The sequence below is a fragment of the Paracrocinitomix mangrovi genome (assembly GCF_019740355.2).
GTDB lineage: Bacteria > Bacteroidota > Bacteroidia > Flavobacteriales_D > Crocinitomicaceae > Paracrocinitomix > Paracrocinitomix mangrovi.
Map to the genome: position 1 here is coordinate 648,037 of NZ_CP091819.1, position 21,615 is coordinate 669,651.

The 21,615-nt window shown below is 34.7% G+C and carries 15 protein-coding genes; 7 read left to right on the forward strand and 8 right to left on the reverse strand.

The window, feature by feature from the left end:
* Positions 1–7: 7 nt before the first annotated feature.
* The 4 genes from K6119_RS02860 to K6119_RS02875 form a co-directional block, all read right to left on the reverse strand.
* A complete protein-coding gene (locus K6119_RS02860; RefSeq protein ID WP_221833846.1) occupies positions 8–2,356 on the reverse strand; it encodes a choice-of-anchor B family protein in 2,349 nt (782 codons plus the stop codon).
* A gap of 77 nt (positions 2,357–2,433) precedes the next feature.
* Positions 2,434–3,036, reverse strand: a complete 603-nt coding sequence (locus tag K6119_RS02865) for an acyltransferase (protein WP_221833844.1) — start codon at positions 3,034–3,036, stop codon at positions 2,434–2,436.
* 3 nt (positions 3,037–3,039) lie between these two features.
* Positions 3,040–3,759 carry a DUF6962 family protein gene (locus K6119_RS02870; protein WP_221833842.1) on the reverse strand — a complete coding sequence of 240 codons (720 nt, stop codon included), beginning with the start codon at positions 3,757–3,759 and terminating at the stop codon, positions 3,040–3,042.
* 14 nt (positions 3,760–3,773) lie between these two features.
* Positions 3,774–4,733, reverse strand: a complete 960-nt coding sequence (locus K6119_RS02875; RefSeq protein ID WP_221833840.1) for an acetyl-CoA carboxylase carboxyltransferase subunit alpha — start codon at positions 4,731–4,733, stop codon at positions 3,774–3,776.
* Positions 4,734–4,848: 115 nt separating this feature from the next.
* Here K6119_RS02875 and ispE point away from each other — a divergent pair, with 115 nt between their 5' ends.
* Positions 4,849–5,616, forward strand: a complete 768-nt coding sequence (gene ispE / locus K6119_RS02880; RefSeq protein WP_221833837.1) for a 4-(cytidine 5'-diphospho)-2-C-methyl-D-erythritol kinase — start codon at positions 4,849–4,851, stop codon at positions 5,614–5,616.
* On the opposite strand, the gene K6119_RS02885 is transcribed toward ispE, so the two are convergent.
* The gene (locus K6119_RS02885; protein ID WP_221833835.1) at positions 5,608–6,585 is read right to left on the reverse strand and encodes a glycosyltransferase family 2 protein; all 978 of its coding nucleotides are present in this window, start codon (positions 6,583–6,585) and stop codon (positions 5,608–5,610) included. The genes ispE and K6119_RS02885 overlap by 9 nt on opposite strands.
* A 123-nt stretch (positions 6,586–6,708) precedes the next feature.
* On the opposite strand from K6119_RS02885, the gene K6119_RS02890 reads away from it, so the two are divergent.
* Positions 6,709–9,924 (forward strand): S41 family peptidase, encoded by a 3,216-nt coding sequence (locus K6119_RS02890; protein ID WP_221833833.1) that lies wholly within the window; start codon positions 6,709–6,711, stop codon positions 9,922–9,924.
* A 2-nt stretch (positions 9,925–9,926) separates the two neighbouring features.
* Positions 9,927–10,697: a leucine-rich repeat domain-containing protein gene (locus K6119_RS02895; RefSeq protein WP_221833831.1), complete on the forward strand. Its 771-nt coding sequence runs from the start codon at positions 9,927–9,929 to the stop codon at positions 10,695–10,697.
* On the opposite strand, the gene K6119_RS02900 is transcribed toward K6119_RS02895, so the two are convergent.
* Positions 10,698–11,240, reverse strand: a complete 543-nt coding sequence (locus tag K6119_RS02900) for a lamin tail domain-containing protein (protein WP_221833829.1) — start codon at positions 11,238–11,240, stop codon at positions 10,698–10,700.
* A gap of 59 nt (positions 11,241–11,299) precedes the next feature.
* Positions 11,300–11,944, reverse strand: a complete 645-nt coding sequence (locus K6119_RS02905; protein ID WP_221835267.1) for a protein-L-isoaspartate(D-aspartate) O-methyltransferase — start codon at positions 11,942–11,944, stop codon at positions 11,300–11,302.
* Between the two features lie 144 nt (positions 11,945–12,088).
* Between K6119_RS02905 and K6119_RS02910 the strand changes: the two genes are divergently transcribed.
* Together K6119_RS02910 and K6119_RS02915 are read left to right on the forward strand one after the other, a co-directional pair.
* Entirely contained in the window at positions 12,089–15,658 is a 3,570-nt protein-coding gene (locus K6119_RS02910; protein ID WP_221833827.1) for a two-component regulator propeller domain-containing protein, read from the forward strand.
* Positions 15,659–15,835: 177 nt separating this feature from the next.
* Complete coding sequence (locus tag K6119_RS02915) at positions 15,836–16,750, forward strand: DMT family transporter (protein WP_221833826.1); 915 nt, start codon at positions 15,836–15,838, stop codon at positions 16,748–16,750.
* On the opposite strand, the gene K6119_RS02920 is transcribed toward K6119_RS02915, so the two are convergent.
* Positions 16,729–18,546 (reverse strand): ABC transporter ATP-binding protein, encoded by a 1,818-nt coding sequence (locus K6119_RS02920; RefSeq protein ID WP_221833825.1) that lies wholly within the window; start codon positions 18,544–18,546, stop codon positions 16,729–16,731. The genes K6119_RS02915 and K6119_RS02920 overlap by 22 nt on opposite strands.
* A gap of 148 nt (positions 18,547–18,694) precedes the next feature.
* On the opposite strand from K6119_RS02920, the gene K6119_RS02925 reads away from it, so the two are divergent.
* On the forward strand, positions 18,695–19,930 hold the full coding sequence (locus tag K6119_RS02925; protein WP_221833824.1) for a pyridoxal phosphate-dependent aminotransferase: 1,236 nt from the start codon (positions 18,695–18,697) through the stop codon (positions 19,928–19,930).
* An 80-nt stretch (positions 19,931–20,010) separates the two neighbouring features.
* Positions 20,011–21,603, forward strand: coding sequence for a ShlB/FhaC/HecB family hemolysin secretion/activation protein (locus K6119_RS02930; protein WP_221833823.1), 1,593 nt, complete (start codon positions 20,011–20,013; stop codon positions 21,601–21,603).
* Positions 21,604–21,615: the final 12 nt, after the last annotated feature.

Below are 21,615 nucleotides of genomic sequence, written 5' to 3' on the forward strand. Positions count from 1 at the left end.
TGAAAGCTTAAATTTTAACGATTCGCTTAGAGTCAATTTTTTGATTGTTCTCATCAAAAATTGAAAGGATGTAAACTCCTTTTTCTAAGCCAGAAACATCTATTTGGTCAGCAAAGGCAGTTTTAAGCACAATTTTACCGCTAACATCCAATATTTCAACAGATTCACCTGTTTTAGCATAAATATTTAAAACGTTTTTAAACGGGTTTGGATAGATTTTTATCTCGTTTTGATCAGTTATTTCATCCTCACTTGCCATTGAAAAATTAGTTACTCTAAAATGATCAAATGCGGCTTCACAAATATTTACAGTTTCTACATAATCACTAATTGTTAAAATCAATTGCATATTAGATGTCATCTGAATTAATCCACCAACAGGAATTGAATATGGATACCATAAACTAAGTGGTGTATTATCTAAATGAAATTTTGCAATGTCTACAGTTTCGGTACCATTAAACAATGTCACAAACAAGGTATCATTAGGATAAAAAGGTCCCACAAAATTGTAATAAAAAAGCTCGAAATTTATATGTGGATCACTGTATGAAGTCAAATCAAAAACGGGTGAAACCAAAGTTGTTTGACCATTCTCCACTTCATCTGTGTTACCTGCAGTAGAACCATTACCTGTAATGAAAGCGGTACTTCCGCAATCAAATAAACCATCTTTAAAAGGATTCTCAACAACCCCATTCACATCTACTCCAACTGGCACCTCTCTTTCCCACATTCCTTTTTGAGCATCTCCAAATACTGACCAACCATAGTCAAAGGTAAAATCGTCATAAATTCCTTCATTCACATAAAGTGTAATGTTTGAAACAGAATTATTAATCAAAGTATCTACAAAGCAATCTGAAATATATCCCCATTTACCTCCAATCACTTCATAATTATCTTGATAATACAAGTCAATTACCGCTTCCCCGTTTACATCTGTGATACCATTGTGAGACACCAAAGTATGATTCAATACCACCTGAGCACCTTCAACTGGATTAAGCGTTTGCGCATCCAATACAGTAACGGTAACATTATACTGCGGTATTTTCACCAACTCAACGTCCTGAATCAAGACATTTCCTTCTGTTAAAGTGGTTGAAATTGTTTGCGGATAATAAAGTACTTTGCTGTATGTTATATCATACGTTCCGGAATTAACAATCCCTGTAGCATAATCACCCAAAACATTAGAATTGTCATAAATGTTTTGATTATCTATTGTGACATCCACATTGTTAATTGGGTTTCCTAATCCAAATTCAGTAATCGTTCCTTCTACAAATGCACCTGCATGAACATTATCACCTAAAACAAAAACACCTTCTTGTCTATCTGTGGCAATAATATTACCTGAAGGTAAAAATGGATAAACTCCCCAACAACCGTTTGTATTTGGAGTACTTAAAGGTGAAGTATCATAGTTTCCTACTTCTACCAAATTATTTGGATGTGTTATATCGTGTACTACTACACCATCTGTATAATAACTGGTGTACAAATAATTTCCTTTCACATGTACATTGTGCGGTACAATTCCAGCTCCGGGAGAAGATTGAATCTTATCCAAATATTTAATATTAGCGGGATTTGAAACATCATAAGCTCCAATATAACCACCAGAAACTTCATCAGAAGTAAAAGCATAATCACCATTAGCAGAGGTCCATATATTGTGCGTAAAAGTTGAAGGAGTTGCAAAAGTTTCAATAAGTGCAGGGTTTGCTTTGTCTGTAAGATCTACTATTGAAAAGAAACCATCATTGATATGTGCAAAGTATCCTGTATCATTGAGTACATATCCATCATGGGCATACCAGGTGTCAAATGTTCCTACTTCTATAGGATTCATTGGATCAGTGGTTACATCCAATATAATCACTCCACCATTTCCTCTTCCTGATCCAAAAACATAGACATATCCGTCAGCAGCATATAAATTATGCGCAGTATGCCATTCATTTCCAACAGGTCCGGTATAATGAGTAGATGCAAGTGAAGTTGAAGATGGCAGTGGTTCTAAATCTATTATCAACAATCCTTCTTCTGCTTCTGTAGTAACGTATACGTAATCTCCTACAGTTTTTAAATCTCTCCAAATTGAATTCATGCCATCAATCCAGAAAATCTCCGCTGGATTCGCAGCATCAGTAACATCTACAATACTCACTCCATCTTCTGTACCCACTAATGCATATTCATTGTTTGACTCGTCAGTATAGCCCCAGATATCATTACAAAAAGTTGCATGTGTGGTGGGAACATCAAGTTGTCCCAATTGTGACATGTTTAATTGACTCATTCCTGTAAAAGAAAGGGCAACTAAAACTGTGAGTAGTAGAATTTTCATCTGTTGAAGATTGTCTACTGTAAATTTACGCTTTTTAAATGGAGTATAAAAGATTGTTTATTGATCGGTTGAATCACTTATCCTTTATCATTTTTGATTGATTCCCAGGTGTCGTATAATGAATCTTGTGAAGGACGATTGGCCTCAATTTTTCTTAGTGGCTCAACTTCTCTTAGCGTTTCATGACACTCTTTTGGCAAAGCCTGATACAATTGAGTTCCTTTTGTTTTCCATTCAATCATTTCATCTGTTACTTCCTTGATAATTTTTGCAGGATTACCCACCACCAAACTTCTTTTTGGAATTTTCATTTTGGCAGATACAAAGGAAAGCGCACCGATTATTGACTCATCTCCTATTTCAGCATCATCCATCAAAACAGCATTCATTCCTATCAAACAGTTTTTTCCAAGATTTGCACCATGTACAATAGCGCCATGACCAACATGCGCACCTTCTTGTAATACAATTGATTTTCCAGGGAACATATGAATGGTGCAATTCTCTTGAACATTGCAACCATCTTCAATGATAATTTGCCCCCAATCACCTCTTAAGGCACAGCCAGGACCTATGTACACATTTTTACCAATGATAACATTTCCGGTCACCGTTGCTTGTGGATGAACAAAAGCTGTTTCATCAATTACGGGAATAAAACCTTTGAATTCAAAAATCATGTATTAAAGATAAGCATCCTTATTGAATCCACCAGCATACAGCTTTTTAACACCTATATAGAAATAAGTGATACCGGCCATCATCAATACATGACTCAAGTCGTTTTTATCAAACCATGGATGCAAATTGATCTTCAACAAAAACACAAATGCAGAAGGCAACATGACAAGTACACCAAAAACAAAGTATTTATAGATTGGTGTCAGTCCTTTTTTAACATAAAATCTAGCTAAAACCCCGGCTGTTAATGAAACTCCAACTATAGTATTTATAGCTACAGGTAAAAAACCTTTACTTGGATTATCACTTAAATCAACCAAACTAAGAATCAAAGTAAACACTATCAACACCAGCATCAACTTCCAAAATGACAATATTTTAAGTGTTTGAAAAGATTTTCTGTTAGGATGGACAGATATCATTGCCTGCTCCAGAAAATAAACGGATGTTGGACCCGAAATCCATGAAGGAATTTTACCAACAAATCCCCAGTAATTATACATTACGTGCCCGATTCCACCTAACAATGAACCAAAACCGAAAATCAGGTAAAACCAAATCCAATATTGATAAAATGGATGATCTCCATTTAATTTCTTTAGCCTGTAAGCGAAATAAATACTGAGTGCTCCCATTACAGTATCTGTAACAAGTGCCATGGGTTCTACAAGATCTAATCCGAAAAGCTCAAAGTGAATCTTTTCAAAGTCTGCTCCAATCATACGAATTCAACCCTCTACTTTCCTTTAAAAACTCCCATTTGACAGAATTTGTCAATTCTCTCATCCATTCGTTTGCGGGCATCCATTTTGCTCAATGATTCAAGATTTTTAATGATTGAATCTTTTACATTTTTAAAAGTTTCTTCTCTAAATCTGTGAGCACCACCAATAGGTTCTTTGATGATTTCATCAACTATCTTAAGCGCCTTCATGTCAGTAGATGTCAATTTTAAAGCTTCAGCCGCTTTTTCTTTGAAATCCCAACTTCTCCACAAAATAGTTGAACAGTTTTCAGGAGAAATTACAGAATACCATGAATTCTCTAACATGATGACCTTATCTCCTACTCCAATTCCCAATGCTCCTCCAGAAGCTCCTTCTCCAATAATGATACAAATCACAGGCACCTTAAGATTCATCATCTCATAGATGTTTCTTGCAATTGCTTCACCTTGTCCTCTTTCCTCTGCTTCTAAACCAGGAAATGCACCCGGAGTATCAATTAAAGTAACAATTGGTTTATTGAATTTTTCAGCTAATCTGAATAATCGTAATGCTTTTCTATATCCTTCAGGATTAGGCATCCCAAAGTTTCTGTATTGACGCATTTTGGTATTGGTTCCTTTTTGTTGTCCAACAAACATTACAGTTTGTCCATTGAACTGACCAAAACCACCTACCATAGCTTTGTCATCTTTCACATTTCTATCTCCATGTAATTCAATAAAAGTTCCATCAGTTAAATAATTGATGTACTCTAATGAATAAGGTCTGTCTGGATGACGTGAAAGCTGAACTCTTTGCCAAGGCGTAAGTTTCGCGAAAATATCTTTAGTAGTATCTTTTAATTTCTTTTCTAGATCTTTAACCATTTTAGAAGAGTTAACACCAGAATTAGCCTCAATTTCTTTGGCTTTTTCAATCTCTTCTACGATTTTTGCAATCGGTTCTTCAAAAGGTAAATAATTCGACATCTATATTATGTTTTATCCTTTTATCGGGTTTGGGGGTCAAATTTAATCTTTTTTCAACAGTTATAAAAAATCATAGCTTCGTATTTTTAACAGTAGATTTAAAAAAAATAGAGACTTGATACTTTTCCCAAATGCAAAAATCAATATCGGACTGCATGTAACAAGCAAGCGTTCAGATGGCTTTCACAATATTCACAGTGAATTCTATCCGGTAGATTTATTCGATATTTTGGAAATTGTTCCAAATAAAACTCAGCAGTTCACATATTCAGGAATTGAGATAAATGAAAAAGAAAACTTGCTTACCAAAACTTTTTCATTGATAAAAAAACATTTTCCTATAGAGAATTACTGGATTCACCTACACAAGCAAATCCCTTTGGGTGCAGGACTTGGAGGAGGCTCTTCTGATGCTGCTTTTTTAATTATGGGGATCAATAAATTAGCTGATTTAAAATTGTCGATTATAGAAATGGAAGAATTGGCTTTGCAAATAGGCTCAGACTGTCCTTTTTTCATTGAAAACAAACCAAAATTAGTGAGCGGAAGAGGCGAAATACTAAGTCCGCCTATGTTGGATTTAAAAGGGAAGTTCATTTATCTAATCAATACTGGTATTCACATCTCTACACAGGAAACATTTGGATCTGTAAAACCTTTTGACAGGCCTTTTCCAAAGCAATTATCTGCTCTAAAAAATGATTTTGAAGAAGGAATCTTTGACAAGTATCCATCTTTAAAAATAGTAAAAGAAGAACTGTTAAATTATGGAGCATTTTACGCCTCAATGACAGGAACCGGATCTACTATTTATGGATTATTTGATAGTAAACCGAAAAAAATGAACCAGTATGAATTTGAATTTATCTGTGAGTTAAAATAACCATAGATTTTGTCCAAACACTAATTCCTTACGCTTTAAAAATTTACTAATGTCTAATTGCGTTTTTTCATCAGTTGGCCAATTTGACAAAATAGTAAGACGTTTCTCCAGGTCCAGTACAGATTGATGTTTGCCTTCAGTTGGTTTAAGATCATACCATTTAAATGCAACTCCGGCCTCAGTTAATAAATCTGCTATTAACTTACCTTTTTGTCCTTTTCCAATTAATTGAACACCATCAATATCTTCACTGAATTTATCTATAAACCTGGCTGTTTTTAGCCTAAAAAATGAAGGCTGTTGGTAATATGCGCAATTTCTTGAAGTTCTATCCTCATGCTCTCTCCATAAGTGAGTTGTTTTATTTATGCCCTCCAATTTATATCCAAATTGAATCCATTTAAAAACAAGATCATAATCTTCAGGATACACTAAGTCTGAAAAAGAAAAATCATCTTCAAAACAACTTCTGTGAACCATCCAGTTGGGAGAAGCTACAACACATTCTCTAAATAGTTGTGATTCGAAACTTTCTGTTGTCACCACTTCATTTAACCAATTTTCATAACGCACATACCCCTCAGAAACTCCTTTATCTGAAAAGTACTTTACCCTTCCGGTAACAATCACTTTCTTACGATTATTCAAAGCATTATAAAAAGTAGCTATTTTGTTAACGGGCATGATATCGTCAGCATCCATTCTAGTGATAAATTCTCCGGTACTTAAATTAAAAGCATGATCTAAAGCATCAATTATTCCTTCACCGGGATTATTTGAGATAATAAAACGTTCGTCTTTGTCTTCAAAGTCACCTAAAACATCAATGGTATTGTCAGTAGAATTATCATCTACAATGATCATTTCCCACTCAAAAAAATCTTGAGATAATACTGAATCCAGACATTGATCCACGTAATCCGCTCCATTTTTAACGGACATTAGTATTGAAACCTTTGGTTTACTCATTAGCAATAAAATTAAGTAAACATAGGTTTGAGAGGACACATAAAGTACAAATTATTTCTATTCAAGTCAAGAGTTTTATTCGGTTCTTTTAGTACATTTAGAAACTTATAAACCTATTAGTACATGAAAAATATTTTCCTTGCAGCTAGTCTGTTATTTTGCGGATATTCTTTTGGACAACCTTTATGGATGCGTTATCCAAGTATCTCTCCAGATGGAAATAACATTGCATTTTCATACAAAGGAGATTTGTTTGTAGTTAATGCAAAAGGAGGAAATGCACATCAAATAACTTCCCATAAAGCACATGACTTTATGCCTGTATGGTCACCGGATAGCAAATCAATCGCTTTTTCTTCAGACAGACACGGAAATTTTGATGTTTTCATTACTTCGGTTGATGGAGGAGCACCTAAAAGACTTACCCATCATAGCTCAAGTGATTATGTTTACTCTTTTACCGCAGATGGTAAAAATTTACTCTACGGTTCAACAAGAACTGATGATGTAAACTCAGTTCAATTCCCAACCTGGGTATTAAGTGAATTATACTCTGTACCTGTAGAAGGAGGAAGAGAGACACAGTATCTCACAATTACAGCTGAAGATGTTAGTTTCAATAAAAGTGGAACTAAAATGCTTTTTCATAATCGCAAGGGGTATGAAGATCCTTGGAGAAAGCACCACACATCTAGCGTAACAAGAGACATTGTAATGTATGATGTTGAAAATAAATCATACAAAATGATCACAGATTGGTCTGGCGAAGACAGAAATCCGGTTTGGATTGATGATAACAACTTTTACTTCCTAAGCGAAAAATCAGGTTCATTTAATATTTGGAAAGGAACTTTGGACAATCCTTACGGTCAACAAATAACCAACTATAAAAACAATCCGGTTAGGTTTTTAAGCATAGCATCTAACGGAACGCTTTGTTACGGATTTGATGGAGAAATTTATACCTACGCTAATGGTACTTCAACTAAGTTGAATATTGATATTAAGAAGGATGATGTGCACAATGAAAGTAAAATTCAGCATGTAGCTTCTGCAGGTCAATTTGATGTTTCATCTAACGGAAAAGAAATTGCCTTTATATACAGAGGTGAGGTATTTGTTACTTCTATAGAGTATGGTACAACTAAAAGGATAACAGACACCCCTGAAATGGAAAGAAACGTAAGTTTCAGTCCTGGTGGAGAAGCCTTATTATATTGTGGAGAAAGAAATGAAAGTTGGAATATTTACCAGACAAAACACAAACGAGAAGGTGAAAAATATTTTTACAACGCTACTCTTTTAGAAGAGGAAGTATTAGTTAATAACGGAGAAGAAACTTTTCAACCTAAATACTCACCTGACGGAAAAGAAGTTGCCTTTTTAGAAAATAGAGTAACACTAAGAGTGATCAATCTTGAGTCAAAAAAGATTAGAACCGTATTACCTGCGGAGTACAACTATTCTTATGCAGACGGAGATCAATATTATACATGGTCGCCAGATTCAAAATGGTTGGCAGTTGAGTTTTTTGAGTTCAGCAGATGGTCAACTGATGTCGGCCTGGTAAATGCATCTGGAAAAGAAAAGCCTATCAATTTAACTAAGAGTGGATATGGAAGTGGTGGTCCTAAATTCGCTATGGATGGTGAAATGGTTTATTATGCTAATGGTAAACATGGATTAAGAGCTCATGGTGGATGGGGCAATGAAAATGATGTTGAAGCCGTATTCTTAACAGAAGAAGCATACCAAAAATTCAAGCTTGACAAAGAAGAGTTTGAATTGTGGCAAGAAGAACAAAAAGACAAGAAGAAAAAAGAAGCAAAAGAAGATGAGGATAAGAAGAAGGATGACAAAGAAGACAAAGAAGAGACTGCCAAAGAGCTTAAAATTGAACTAGAAGGATTAGAAGATCGTAAAGTAAGACTTACAATTCATTCTTCTCAGATGTCTGATTTCCTTGTAGATAATGAGGGAACTCAACTTTTCTATTTTGCTCGATTTGAAAAAGGATTTAACATTTGGACTACAAAATTCAAGGAGAACGAAACCAAGATGCTAGCAAAATTAAATTCTAGTGGCGGAGGAATGCAATTTTCAAAAGACGAAAAAACCATTTACTTCAATAAAAGTGGTGCTTTGATGAAAATTGATGCAAAAGGTGGAACTCCTGAGCCAATAGCTATTTCATCTGAAATGACTTTAAGACCTAGTGAAGAAAGATCATACATGTTTTACCATGCATGGCGTCAATTGAGAGAGAAATTTTACGTTGAAGACCTACACGGTGTAGATTGGGATCTTTACAGAAAGACTTACGAAAAGTTTTTACCTCACATCAACAATGGATATGATTTTGCTGAAATGTTGAGTGAGCTACTCGGAGAAGTAAACGCATCACATACTGGTGCTCGTTATCGACACAGAGATACTAACGGAGATCAAACAGCATCACTTTGTGCTTTTTATGATGAATCATTTAAAGGAGATGGATTGAAAATAGTTGAGATCATGAAAAAGGGTCCTTTATCAAAAGGAAGTGATAAGGTAAAAGCAGGAGTAATAATTGAAAAAATTGATGGAGAAACCATTGAATCAAACCAAAATTTTTACCCAATGCTTAACAGAAAAGCGGGTAAAAAACTATTACTCTCTTTCTACGATCCATCAACCAAAGAAAGATGGGATGAAATTATTGAGGCTGCATCTATTGGTCTTGAGTTTGAATTGCTTTACCAACGTTGGGTTAAAATATGTGAAACTACTGTGGACGAATTGTCAAATGGAGAACTAGGATATGTTCATATCAGAGGAATGAGCTCAGGCAGCTATAGAGATCTATTTGATAAGGCACTTGGTGAATACCATGAAAAGAAGGCCTTAATTGTAGACACCAGATTTAATGGTGGAGGTTGGCTTCATGATGATTTGGCTACTTTCTTAAGTGGTAAATTGTATATGAGTTTTGAACCAAGAGGACAGAAAAACATGGGTGGAGAGCCTATTTTCAAATGGCAAAAACCTTCATGTGTGTTGATGTCAGAAGGAAATTATTCTGACGCTCACTTATTCCCTTACACCTACAAAGCATTAGGAATTGGTAAATTGATTGGTATGCCTGTTCCGGGAACAGGAACAGCCGTTTGGTGGGAAACAATGATAGATGGCAAAACTGTATTTGGAATTCCGCAAGTAGGAATGAGATCGCAATCTGAAGGGTTCCTGGTTGAAAATCATGATTTGGAACCAGACATCAAGGTTAACAATGAGTATGGAGCATTCACCAAAGGAGATGATCAACAATTGAAAGCTGCAATTACAGAAATGATGAAATAAAAGTGAAAAATCAAAGCATCAAATATGCCCTAATTGGAGTACTGCTGCTTATTGGTTTATCTATTACTGTTTCATCTTGTAAATCGGGAAAAGTTAAATCTTATCACAACATTGGTGACCCAAGATTAGACTTGAGCAGGAAGTATCTCAAAGAAGTTCCTGAATTTGTTTTTAGCAGGAAGGATTTAAAAGTATTGAACCTGCATAACAACAAGCTCAATACCCTTCCACCTGAAATTGGTCAACTTACCAACTTGGAAAGACTGATTGTATCAAGAAATGATTTAGTCTCCATTCCTAAAGAGATAGGACAACTTAAAAAACTGAGAAAGTTATCTTTAAAAGCTAACAAACTAACTGTTATTCCTCCTGAAATTGGTCAATTGGATAGTTTGGAAGAACTTTGGCTCAGCTTTAATAATTTAAAGCAATTGCCGGATGAAATTTGCAATCTAAAAAATCTTAGTCATTTATATCTTGAATACAATGAACTCCAAAAGTTGCCGGATAGTCTGGGGAAACTAAACGGAATGATTCATTTAGTTGTAGGCAGAAACCAATTAACTGAACTTCCTGCTTCATTTTACAATTTGAGAAAACTAAATATTCTAGACCTATCTATGGCGGGCCCACAACTTAGAATAGATCAAGCTATTTGTCAAATGTGGAAGTTAGAAACCTTGTACATTGACAGACCCAATTTGGATTTTGCTCCCAGATGTCTTGAAATAAGATCAAGATCTAATCCAAGGTTCACTATAATAATTAAGTAATCAGATGTTTTTAGTTCCGGGTGTGGATTGATTTGTATATACCCATTTATCAGCACCATCTTCTTCCCTACACTTGCAATTCGAATCTTCTGATGTAGAGTCATACACATGCTGATCTATTAATTTTCCGTCATAATATATACTAATGGATTCACCTTTGGATGACAATTTAAAATTGGTGTGAATTTCATTTGAAAAAGTATCCTTTCCATCACAGAATATCACAATATGTTCACCAGATTCAATTTTAACCTCCGGTAATATGTATTTTTCAATCTTAGTTGGATTATCGGTTAAGCTCCACTTGCCTTCTGTTAAATAGATATCATTTTCTGTTGGATTATAGATCTCAAACCAATCTGACTTTTTACCAAATTCATTTTCCAAATCAGATTTGTAGCACAATTCATTAATTACCAAACTACCAGAATCAATGTGTTGTTCAACCAGCTGTTTGGTTTCAACAGGAACGTTTTTATCTTCTTCACAACTTAAAAACAATAGGTTTCCTAAGGCAAGCACAAATATTAACTTCATTTTCATAAAGCAAAGTTCCAGCCTTTGTGTTAACCATATATGAAGTGATTTTTACGAAATCGAAATTATTTCGCAGTATCTTTTAACATTGGAACAAATCTGAATTTACCATAAGATCTCCTACTAACTTCTCCGTTTGAATCTTTCGTAAGTAGAATCATTTCCTGGGTATTGCCGGCTCCTAATGGAATAACCATCTTCCCTCCTATTTTTAATTGTTCTACCAATTTTTCAGGGATATGTGGTGCTCCACATGTGATCAAAATTCTATCAAACGGTGCATAAACTTCCCACCCTTCAAATCCATCACCATACTTCAATTTGGGATTATAACGCAACTTTTCAATAAGCGGCTTTGCTTTCAGAAAAAGCTCTCTTTGTCTTTCTATTGAAAAAACCTTTGCTCCTAATTCACATAATACGGAAGTTTGAAAACCAGAACCGGTTCCAATTTCCAGTACTTTCATTCCTTTTTGAACATCTAATAATTGCGTTTGAAAAGCAACTGTATAGGGTTGAGAAATAGTTTGTCCTGCTCCAATTTGAAAGGCAATGTCAGAATAGGCTTGTTGCACAAATGAGGTATCTAAAAAATAGTGTCTTGGTATAACCATGAAGGCATCCAATATTCTTTCATCAGTAATATCCTTTGAACGCAATTCATCAACTAACTGCTTTCTTAAACCCTTATGTCTGAAATTATCTTCCATTACTGCAAAAGTAGCAGCTAAACACATTAATTCATTTCAAAACTTCATTGATTAATTAACAATTTAATTTTAGCATTTTAAATTTTTCTCAACGACTAAACATTTGAGATCGTCTTCATGATATATTTATTATCTTAGATATTGATGCATCTTAAATCTAAACTGCTACTCTATTTTACTATTGTCTCACTGTTGGTTTTTACCTCATGTGGAAAAGGTGCGTCAAATCAAAATGATTCATTGATAGAAGAATCAGAACTTGTTTCAACAGTCATTAAAAATGATTCCTTAATATCTATTAAACCATTTTTAATAGACAATGATTCAATACCTCCAGTTAAAATTGTGAAGGCTAATGAACCACATTACAATAAGGCTCATAAAAACATAGTTGCGGTAAACGAACCTATTTTACAGGTACTTTCTACCTCTCTTCCCCATTTTTCTATTGGTCAAGATGGTGTACTAGAACCTGAAGTTGAAAAGGCTGACGGTAAAATGGTTAAGGGAGGATACAATAGACCACAGGCTGCATCACAGTTTGATTACAAAGACGCAGCTTCATATAACATCAAAGGAATAGATGTAGATCAAGGATTGAACTCTTCTTATATCATGGATATTATTGAAGATAAAAGAGGAAACATTTGGTTTGCTACATGGACAGCCGGAGTAACAATGTATAATGGAAGGTCTTTCATCATGTTTGATGAAAACAAAGGAATGGTATCAAACTACATTTGGTCAATTTTTGAAGACAGAGAAGGAAATATTTGGTTTGGTTCAGATGGTTCAGGGGCTTCTGTTTATAATGGACACGATTTTATAAAGTTTAATTACAACTCTCCGCTCAATCAACGATTAGTTTTTGATATCACTGAAGATAAGGATGGAAATATATGGATGGCAACGAATGATGGGCTCACCAAATTTGATGGAGAATATTTTTACACTTATCGAGAAGAGCAAGGTTTAGGCGGTAATACAGTAACAAATGTCATTGTAAGTGAAAAAGGTGACATATGGGTTACGGTTGATGGTGCCGGTGTAAACCGCTTTGATGGAGAAGGTTTTACTCATTACACTACTAATGAGGGATTAATTTCAGATAACACCACCGTAATTTTTGAAGATGATGAAGAAAATATTTGGATAGGAACTTCTGATGCCGGTTTGTGCAGATATGATGGATATACATTCATAACTTACCAAGAGGAGATGGGGCTTCCTAATAATTTTGTAAAGTCAATTACTCAGGATAGTCAAGGTAATTTATGGATTGGAACAGAAGGTGGTGGGGCTTGTAGATTCAATCGTTTTGACTTTAAACATTTTACAAAATCAGAGGGAATGAGTAACAATTCTATCTGGTCTATTCTAGAAGATTCTGATGGTAACATTTGGTTCGGAACTTTTGGAGCGGGAGCAAATGTTTACAATGAAAGCTCCTTTGAAAACTATACAGAATATCAAGGCCTCAATAATCACCTGGTTAGATATATTGTTCAAGACAGAAAAGACAATTTATGGTTTGCATCTAACAGAGGAATCAGTAAATATGATGGAGATAGTTTTTGGCATTACACTGAAGAGCAAGGCGTTCCGCTAAATCATGTGCGTAACATGTTGATTGATAAAAATGGAGATTTTTGGTTGGGAACCGGAGGAAATGGAGTTGCCCGTTTTGACGGCACCAATTTCTATCATTATAATTCTGAAAATGGCTTGTGTGGCGATTTTATCCTGGCTCTCTTTGAAGATAGAACTGGTAATATTTGGATTGGAACTGCGGAAGGTGGAGTTACTAAATTTGATGGTGAACACTTTTCTCATATTACAGAAGAACAAGGCTTAGCCAATAACACAGTTCATTCTATTACTCAAGATACTGCAGGCAACATGTATTTTGGTACCAAAATAGGTGGTTTGGATGTCTATGACGGTAAAAACATCCGCAATATATCTGCTAAAGATGGTCTGGTTGAAAACTCAGTGATCTCATTACATGTGGCCCATGATGGAAGTATATGGGCAGGTTCAGAAGGATATGGAATAAATCATATAATTGGTGACACCATTTACCAATATGTGATGGAAGGTGGAAATAGCCATAATATTATTTGGTCAATAGTTGAAGACAACAATAACAATTTGTGGTTAGGTACAGAAAGAGGATTAAATAAACTCAGTTTTGATGATGAAAATCACGTTTCAATAACCAATTACGGCAAAGAAGATGGATTAAAAGGATCTGATTTTTACCCTGCTTCAGCATACCTAGATGCTCAAAATAGAATTTGGTGGGGAACAGGTAAAGCCATGGCAATGTTAGATCTTAACAAGTTTGAAGAAAACAAAAAAGCCCCTAGAGTATTACTTACAGATCTACAGCTAGAACAGACTTTTGTAGATTTCAGAAGATTGGAAGATTCTATAGATCAGGGCAAAAGCTATTTTATTGATAAAGAAAGAGAACTTGATTTAAGCAAAATCTCATTTACGGATGTAGAAGCTTTTTCAAACTGTCCTAAAAAACTTGAGTTACCTTACTACTTAAATCACTTAACCTTTTACTTTTCAGGTATAGATTGGTCCGCTCCTCATAAAGTGAAATACCAATACATGCTACAAGGCTTGGACAATGGATGGAGACCCATTACTTCTAACAACTGGGCAGTTTACAGTAATACTCCGAGTGGTGAATATATTTTCAAGGTTAGAGCAATTGGAGATGCAAACGAATGGAGCGAAATTTCTTCCTATGCAGTGATAATCCATCCACCATGGTGGAATACCAAATGGGCATATATTTTATACTTCTTGCTAGGTTTATTCTCTATTTATATGGTAATAAGATACAGAACCCAATCCTTATTGAAGAAAAAGGAAGTTCTTGAACGTCAGGTTACCATCAGAACAGCAGAGGTGGTTCAACAAAAAGAAATTGTAGAAAAGAAAAACAAAGAGATTACCTCTTCAATCACTTATGCAAAAAGGATTCAAAATGCTATTCTACCATCAAAGACTTTGATTGATCAAAATATTCCAAATTCATTCTTTATCTACATTCCTAAGGACATTGTGGCAGGAGATTTTTATTGGTTGGATGCCATTAATGAGGACGAAATTCTTGTTGCCGCCGCCGACTGCACAGGCCATGGTGTACCGGGAGCAATGGTATCCGTAGTTTGTAACAACGCATTAAATCGTGCAGTAAGAGAGTTTAAGCTAAGTAGCCCTGCTGATATTTTAAATAAAACCAGAGAATTGGTAATAAAAACGTTTGAAGCTTCTGTAACTGAAGTTAATGACGGAATGGATATTGCCTTGGTTAAATACAACAAGAAAACAAAAGAATTGGCTTATTGTGGAGCGAATAATGACATGTATTTAGTTCGCGCAAACAAAACCTTGGAGATTATACCTTCCAATAAAATGCCGGTAGGTAGATACCTTAAAAACAAAGATTTTATTGAGCATTCAATTCAATTAGAAAAAGGAGATACATTCTACCTATTCACTGATGGATATGCAGATCAATTTGGCGGACCACACTACAAGAAATTCAAGTATTCTGCATTTAAGGACACTATTGTAGAAATGAATGAATTGCCTTTAGAAAAGCAAGCAGAACATTTAGTAAACACACTCAAAGATTGGATGGGAACCTACGATCAAATTGACGACATATGTGTAATTGGAGTGAAAGTATAATTTCATTGGAGGAAATTCACGGGCGCCTTTGAAAATGAACAAGTATGGCTCGATAAATCGACGACATTTGCGTCATTGGAGTGAAGGTATAATTTCAAAGGAGGAAATTTAAGAACATAATTTTAAAACAGTTCTATTGTAATGTATCTTCAGTCTTTTCTTTAATTTTGCCGTCCTGTGTACAAAGGGATATTATACATGTTGTTGTCTTCGTTCTGTTTTGCGTTGATCAACATTTGCGTCAAAATTTTATCCAATTCAAACCACGCTTTAGATAAGTTTGGAGATGTTTTTAGCAACATCCAGGAATACCCTCCACAGGAATTGGTATTATTTAGATCTATCATTTCATTAACCATTTGTATTGCTATCATTAGAGCTAAAAAAATCCCGTTTTTCGGAAATAATAAAAAATGGCTCTTAATAAGAGGTGCAGCAGGAGCAACGGCATTGACTTTGTTTTTTGTAACACTTCAAAATCTACCATTAGCCATTGCTACAACAGTTCAATATCTTTCTCCTGTTTTTACAATCATTTTCGCCATTTATCTGCAAAAAGAAAAAGTTTTTCCTGTTCAGTGGTTATTTTTTTTAATCTCCTTTTCTGGGATAGCTATAATTGGTTTTGTAAAAGAAAGTGATTTGTCTGTAAATCCTTTATGGGTATTGGTTGGATTAACTTCTGCTGTAATTTCCGGAATCGCTTACAATGCAATAATGAAATGTAGAGATACAGACCAACCTATCACCATTGTTATGTATTTTCCACTGGTAGCAACACCGGTTATGCTTATCTTATGTCTTACTTTAGGATATGTTATACCACAAGGTATTGAATGGGTGCTGTTGATCGCAATCGGAATTTTAACTCAAATTGCACAAGTCACCATGACAAGAGCTTTTCATGCAGATTCTGCAGCTCGAGTTTCACCAGTTAAATATGTGGGAGCGATTTATGCTGTAGCTGCAGGATTCTTCATATTTAATGAAGAATTAGGACTTATATCCAGCATTGGAATAATCTTGGTGCTAACAGGAGTTTTGCTGAACACTTTCGTAAAACTAAAGCGTCAAGAGAAATTTAGTTCATAAAGCTTTTTATACTGTCCGCCTTTATCTAGTAACTCCTGGTGAGTACCACTCTCCAATATTTTACCATCATTGATTACAACAATTTTATCAGAGTTAACGATCGTTGATAATCTATGAGCAATTATTATTGAAGTTCTTCCTTTTTGAAGTTCAGAAGTAGCTTTTTGAATCATTTCTTCTGACTCAGAATCAACACTGGCAGTAGCTTCATCCAGAATTAAAATTTTAGGATCATAGACATATGCACGAATGAAAGAAATCAACTGCTTTTGACCTACAGATAAAACTCCTCCTCTTTCTCTCACATTATAATCGTATCCACCAGGTAAACTCATAATAAAATCATGTGCACCAACCTTTTTTGCTGCCTCTTCTACCCTTTCTCTACTTATACTCTCATCTCTCAATGTAATGTTATTGTAGATGGTATCCGAGAATAAAAACACATCTTGCAAAACAACAGCTACACTTTTACGCAATGTATTTAGCTCAATGTCTCTAATTGAATGATCACCGATCTTAAGTTCTCCTTTTTGGAATTCGTAAAACCTTGTTAAAAGATTAATAATTGTTGACTTCCCTGCCCCAGTTGCTCCTACAAGTGCAACAGATTGACCAGGCTCAACTCTCATTGTAATCCCTTTCAATACCCAATCTTCATCATTATAAGCAAACCAAATATCATTGAAGTCAATTGGCACTGCAAAGTCAACATCAGTCAAGGTTCCGTTATCATCAATATGCTCTTGTCTATCCAGGATCTCAAAAACTCGCTCTGCCCTTACCATTCCTCTTTGAAGAATATTAAACCTATCCGCCATTTGCCTAATTGGGCGATACAATTTGTAGATTAATAAAATGAATGCGAAAATCACACCGTAGGTTCCTGCAATTGCCTCTTTTCCTCCATCTAATTGAAGAATTGACCAAAATATCACTGCAGCTATTGATAATGAAGCCAAAAGCTCAACTACAGGAAAGAAAATTGAATTGGCTAAAATAGCATCTAAATGAGCCTGCCTATGATCTGCATTAATTACCCTAAAAGTAGCTGCTTCTCTCTTTGACCTACTGAACAATTGCACGATCGTCATTCCGGAAATGTGCTCTTGAACAAATGTGTTAAGTTTGGTTACCTGCGTTCTTTCTTTTTGGAAAGAAAGTTTCATGGCTCTGGCAAAAATTCTAGTAGAAATAATGAGTAACGGTATCGGAATCAGGGTCAATAAAGTTAACTCCCAACTCATAGCTAACATGGCACCCAAAATGACAATCAATCTTATCAAATCACCAAGAATATTAATAAAACCTGTAGAAAATACTTCTGCTACAGCTTCAATATCACTTACCATCCTTGTTACTACAACTCCATTTGGTGTTCTGTCAAAGTACTTTAGGTTAAAAGAATTGAGATGTTTGTAAAGTCTGATACGCATATCTCTAATAATGGATTGCCCCAATAAAGCCCCTAAATATGTTGAGAAAAAGGTTAAAAAACCCTCCAAAAACAAAAGGATAATCACAAATATTGTCCAGGTCCAAAGTTGTTTTGAAACATCTGTATCCGGCTGAATAGTGTACATAAACTGCTGCACTCCATCCCATGAAGCATCTGCTCCTTCCCCAATCACAAATCTATTCACCATCTCTTTAATCATTAATGGTTGCGCAACACCAATAAAAGCCATTAAAACTATTATTATCAGTGATGAAATAGATACAGTGGGATGCTCTTTAAAATAGTTAAAGAGTCTTTTAGCCAGATCAAAATTAAATTTCTTCTTTTCTTCAGACATTGAGGTGCAAAATTAATCAAAGTCTTGCTCAACCCATCTAAAATTTCTTAGCTCTTTAATAATCGGCTCGATTATTCCCATAATTGTGCCCTTTTTTGTTGTACACTATCAAAAGTTCTCCCTACTTTTGTAGAAAATAATAAAGCCTATGCCGTCTATATCAAAAAAAGGAATAAACATGCCGTCTTCACCAATTAGAAAATTGGTGCCTTTTGCAGAAAAAGCTGAAGCTGAAGGAAAAACGGTTTATTACTTAAATATTGGTCAACCTGACATCAAAACACCTGAAGTTGCTTTTGATGCTTTGATGATCATGGATAGAAAGAACATTGCTTACAGTCACTCAGCTGGTGGAGCAAATTATCGCAAAGGTTTATCAGATTATTATAAATCAGTAGGTATTGATGTTTCAGATGATGAAATAATGGTAACCACTGGAGGTTCAGAGGCGCTATTGTTTAGCTTTTTAAGCACACTAAATCCTGGTGAAGAAATAATTATTCCTGAACCGTTTTACGCTAACTATAATGGTTTTGCACAATATGCAGGAATCAATATTACTCCGGTAACTGCAAACATTGAAGATGGATTTGCTTTACCTCCAATTGAAGCTTTTGAAGAAAAAATAAATGCAAATACAAAAGGTATTGTTATCTGTAATCCTGGTAATCCAACAGGGTATTTGTATTCAAAAGAAGAATTAGAAAGATTAAGAGATATCGTTAAAAAGCACGACTTGTATTTATATGCAGATGAAGTATATAGAGAGTTTTGCTATGACGGAGCTGAGCCTTTTTCAGTTATGAATCTTGAGGGCATTGAAAACAATGTTATACTTATTGATTCTGTTTCAAAAAGATATTCAATGTGTGGTGCCAGAATTGGAGCACTTATCACAAGAAATAAAGAGGTATTTGACACCGCTATGAAGTTTGCTCAAGCAAGATTATCTCCTCCTACATTAGGACAAGTTGTTGCAGAAGCTGCTCTTAAAACTCCTCAATCTTATTTTGATGAAGTAATTTCAACTTATGTTGACAGAAGAAATGCTTTGGTGGAAGGATTGAACAGTATTGATGGTGTTTTTTGCCCAATGCCAAAAGGAGCTTTTTATTGTGTAGCAAAGTTACCGGTTGATAGCACTGAAAATTTTTGCCAATGGTTATTGGAAGAGTTTGATTATCAAGGCAAAACAGTTATGATGGCTCCGGCTAGTGGATTTTACGCTTCTCCAGGTCTTGGTACTCAAGAAGTAAGATTAGCTTATGTACTTGAAAAATCAGCTTTATTAAATGCTGTTGAAGTGATTCGTGAGGCCCTAAAAGTTTATCCCGGGAGAATCCAGCAGGAAGTAAACGTATCAGAAAAAGAGAATTCTATTTAATCTTTTTTCTCTCTACTTAATTTTCATTGCATAATTTCGTTATTGTGTCAATGAGGTTTTTTATACTCCATATTTTCTTGATGACATGCATTTCTGTGCATGCGCAGGAAAACTCATACTTCCATATTGATAAAATCACCATAAAAGAGAAAACAGTAAAAGACTCTACCAATTATCAACGCTACAAATCAAAAGCTCTTCAACAATTTCAGTTAAATGGATATGTAGGTATTCATCTTAAGGATTCAACTTTGAAAAATAATGGTTGGCACTTTTACTACGATTACAAACATAAATTCTCAAAAATCACACTTGAAACTATAAGTGGAAAAAAGCTAAAAACAAAAACTACAACCAATAAAAATTTTGTTCAAGCACTGACTCAGATAGACAAAGAAGTGCGGAATCTAGAAAACAACGGATATCCTTTTGCCAATGTTCAATTCATTGAGCAAATTGAAGAAAAAGAACAATTAAAATTGATTTATAAAATTGACTCTGGAGACTTTTTTGTAATTGATAAAATCCATTTAAAAAGTCAGGATAAGTTTCACGAAAAAACTGTATTAAACCTCATAGGATTAGATGTTGGACAAAAATACAATGAAGAAAAAATAGCCACAGTCAAAGACTTACTGAGCGCATCAAAATTATACAGACTAGAACGTCCAATTGAAGTTATTTTCAGACAGGGCAAAGCAGAATTATTTTTGTTCTTAAAAAAAGAAAAATCTAGTAATGCAGATGGTTATATTGGATTTCAACAAGATCAAATAACCTCCAAATTAGTGCTAAATGGATTCATCAATCTTGCGCTCAACAATGCTTTTAACAGAGCAGAACAACTTGAATTGCACTGGAAAAGTAATCCCGATAAAACTCAAAATGCAACTGCTAATTTTTCATACCCCTTTTTATTTCATTCACCATTGGGTTTTGGAGGTGATATTAATTTAAGAAAGCAGGATTCTACCTTCTTTAGAACAGATCTTTCTATTTCATTGAAATATTATCATCCCTATGCCAGATTTAGCATTTTTAATCAGTTTGAAAGCTCTTCTACTTTGAGAGAAACAGCTCCGGCTGATTATAGAAATTATCAAAAAAATACCATAGGTGCTACTGCACAATTTATTGCTCCTACTATCAAATCAATTCCTTTTTACCATCCCGAATTATTCATTTCAGGAGGGTTTTACAATTATAGAAACGATACAATTGATGATAACAAACAAAAAATAGCCAACAGCAAATACAGTTTTAGATATAAACACACGCTAGATTTTTTTAAGTTCTTTCATCTTAATAACACCATCCAATTTGAAGGATTAACGTCAAACATAGCGCTATCAAGAAATGAGTTTATTTACTTTGGAGGATTAAGGTCAGTAAGAGGATTTTATGAATTGGAATTATCCGGAAAAGACATTTGGATGATGTTGAATGAAGTTGAATTTAGACCTATAGAAGTGTTTTCAATTTTTGTCCTTTATGATAGATCAACATTCCACAACAATAGTGGCTTTCATTTTACCAACAGCATTGGTTTTGGATTTGCCTTCAATACAGGAGGATCAGCATTACAAATTATTATTGCCAATGGTGTTTTAGACAATAATCCACTTCAATTATCCAACACTAAAATACATATAGGATTTAGTGCTAACTTTTAACACTTAAATCAA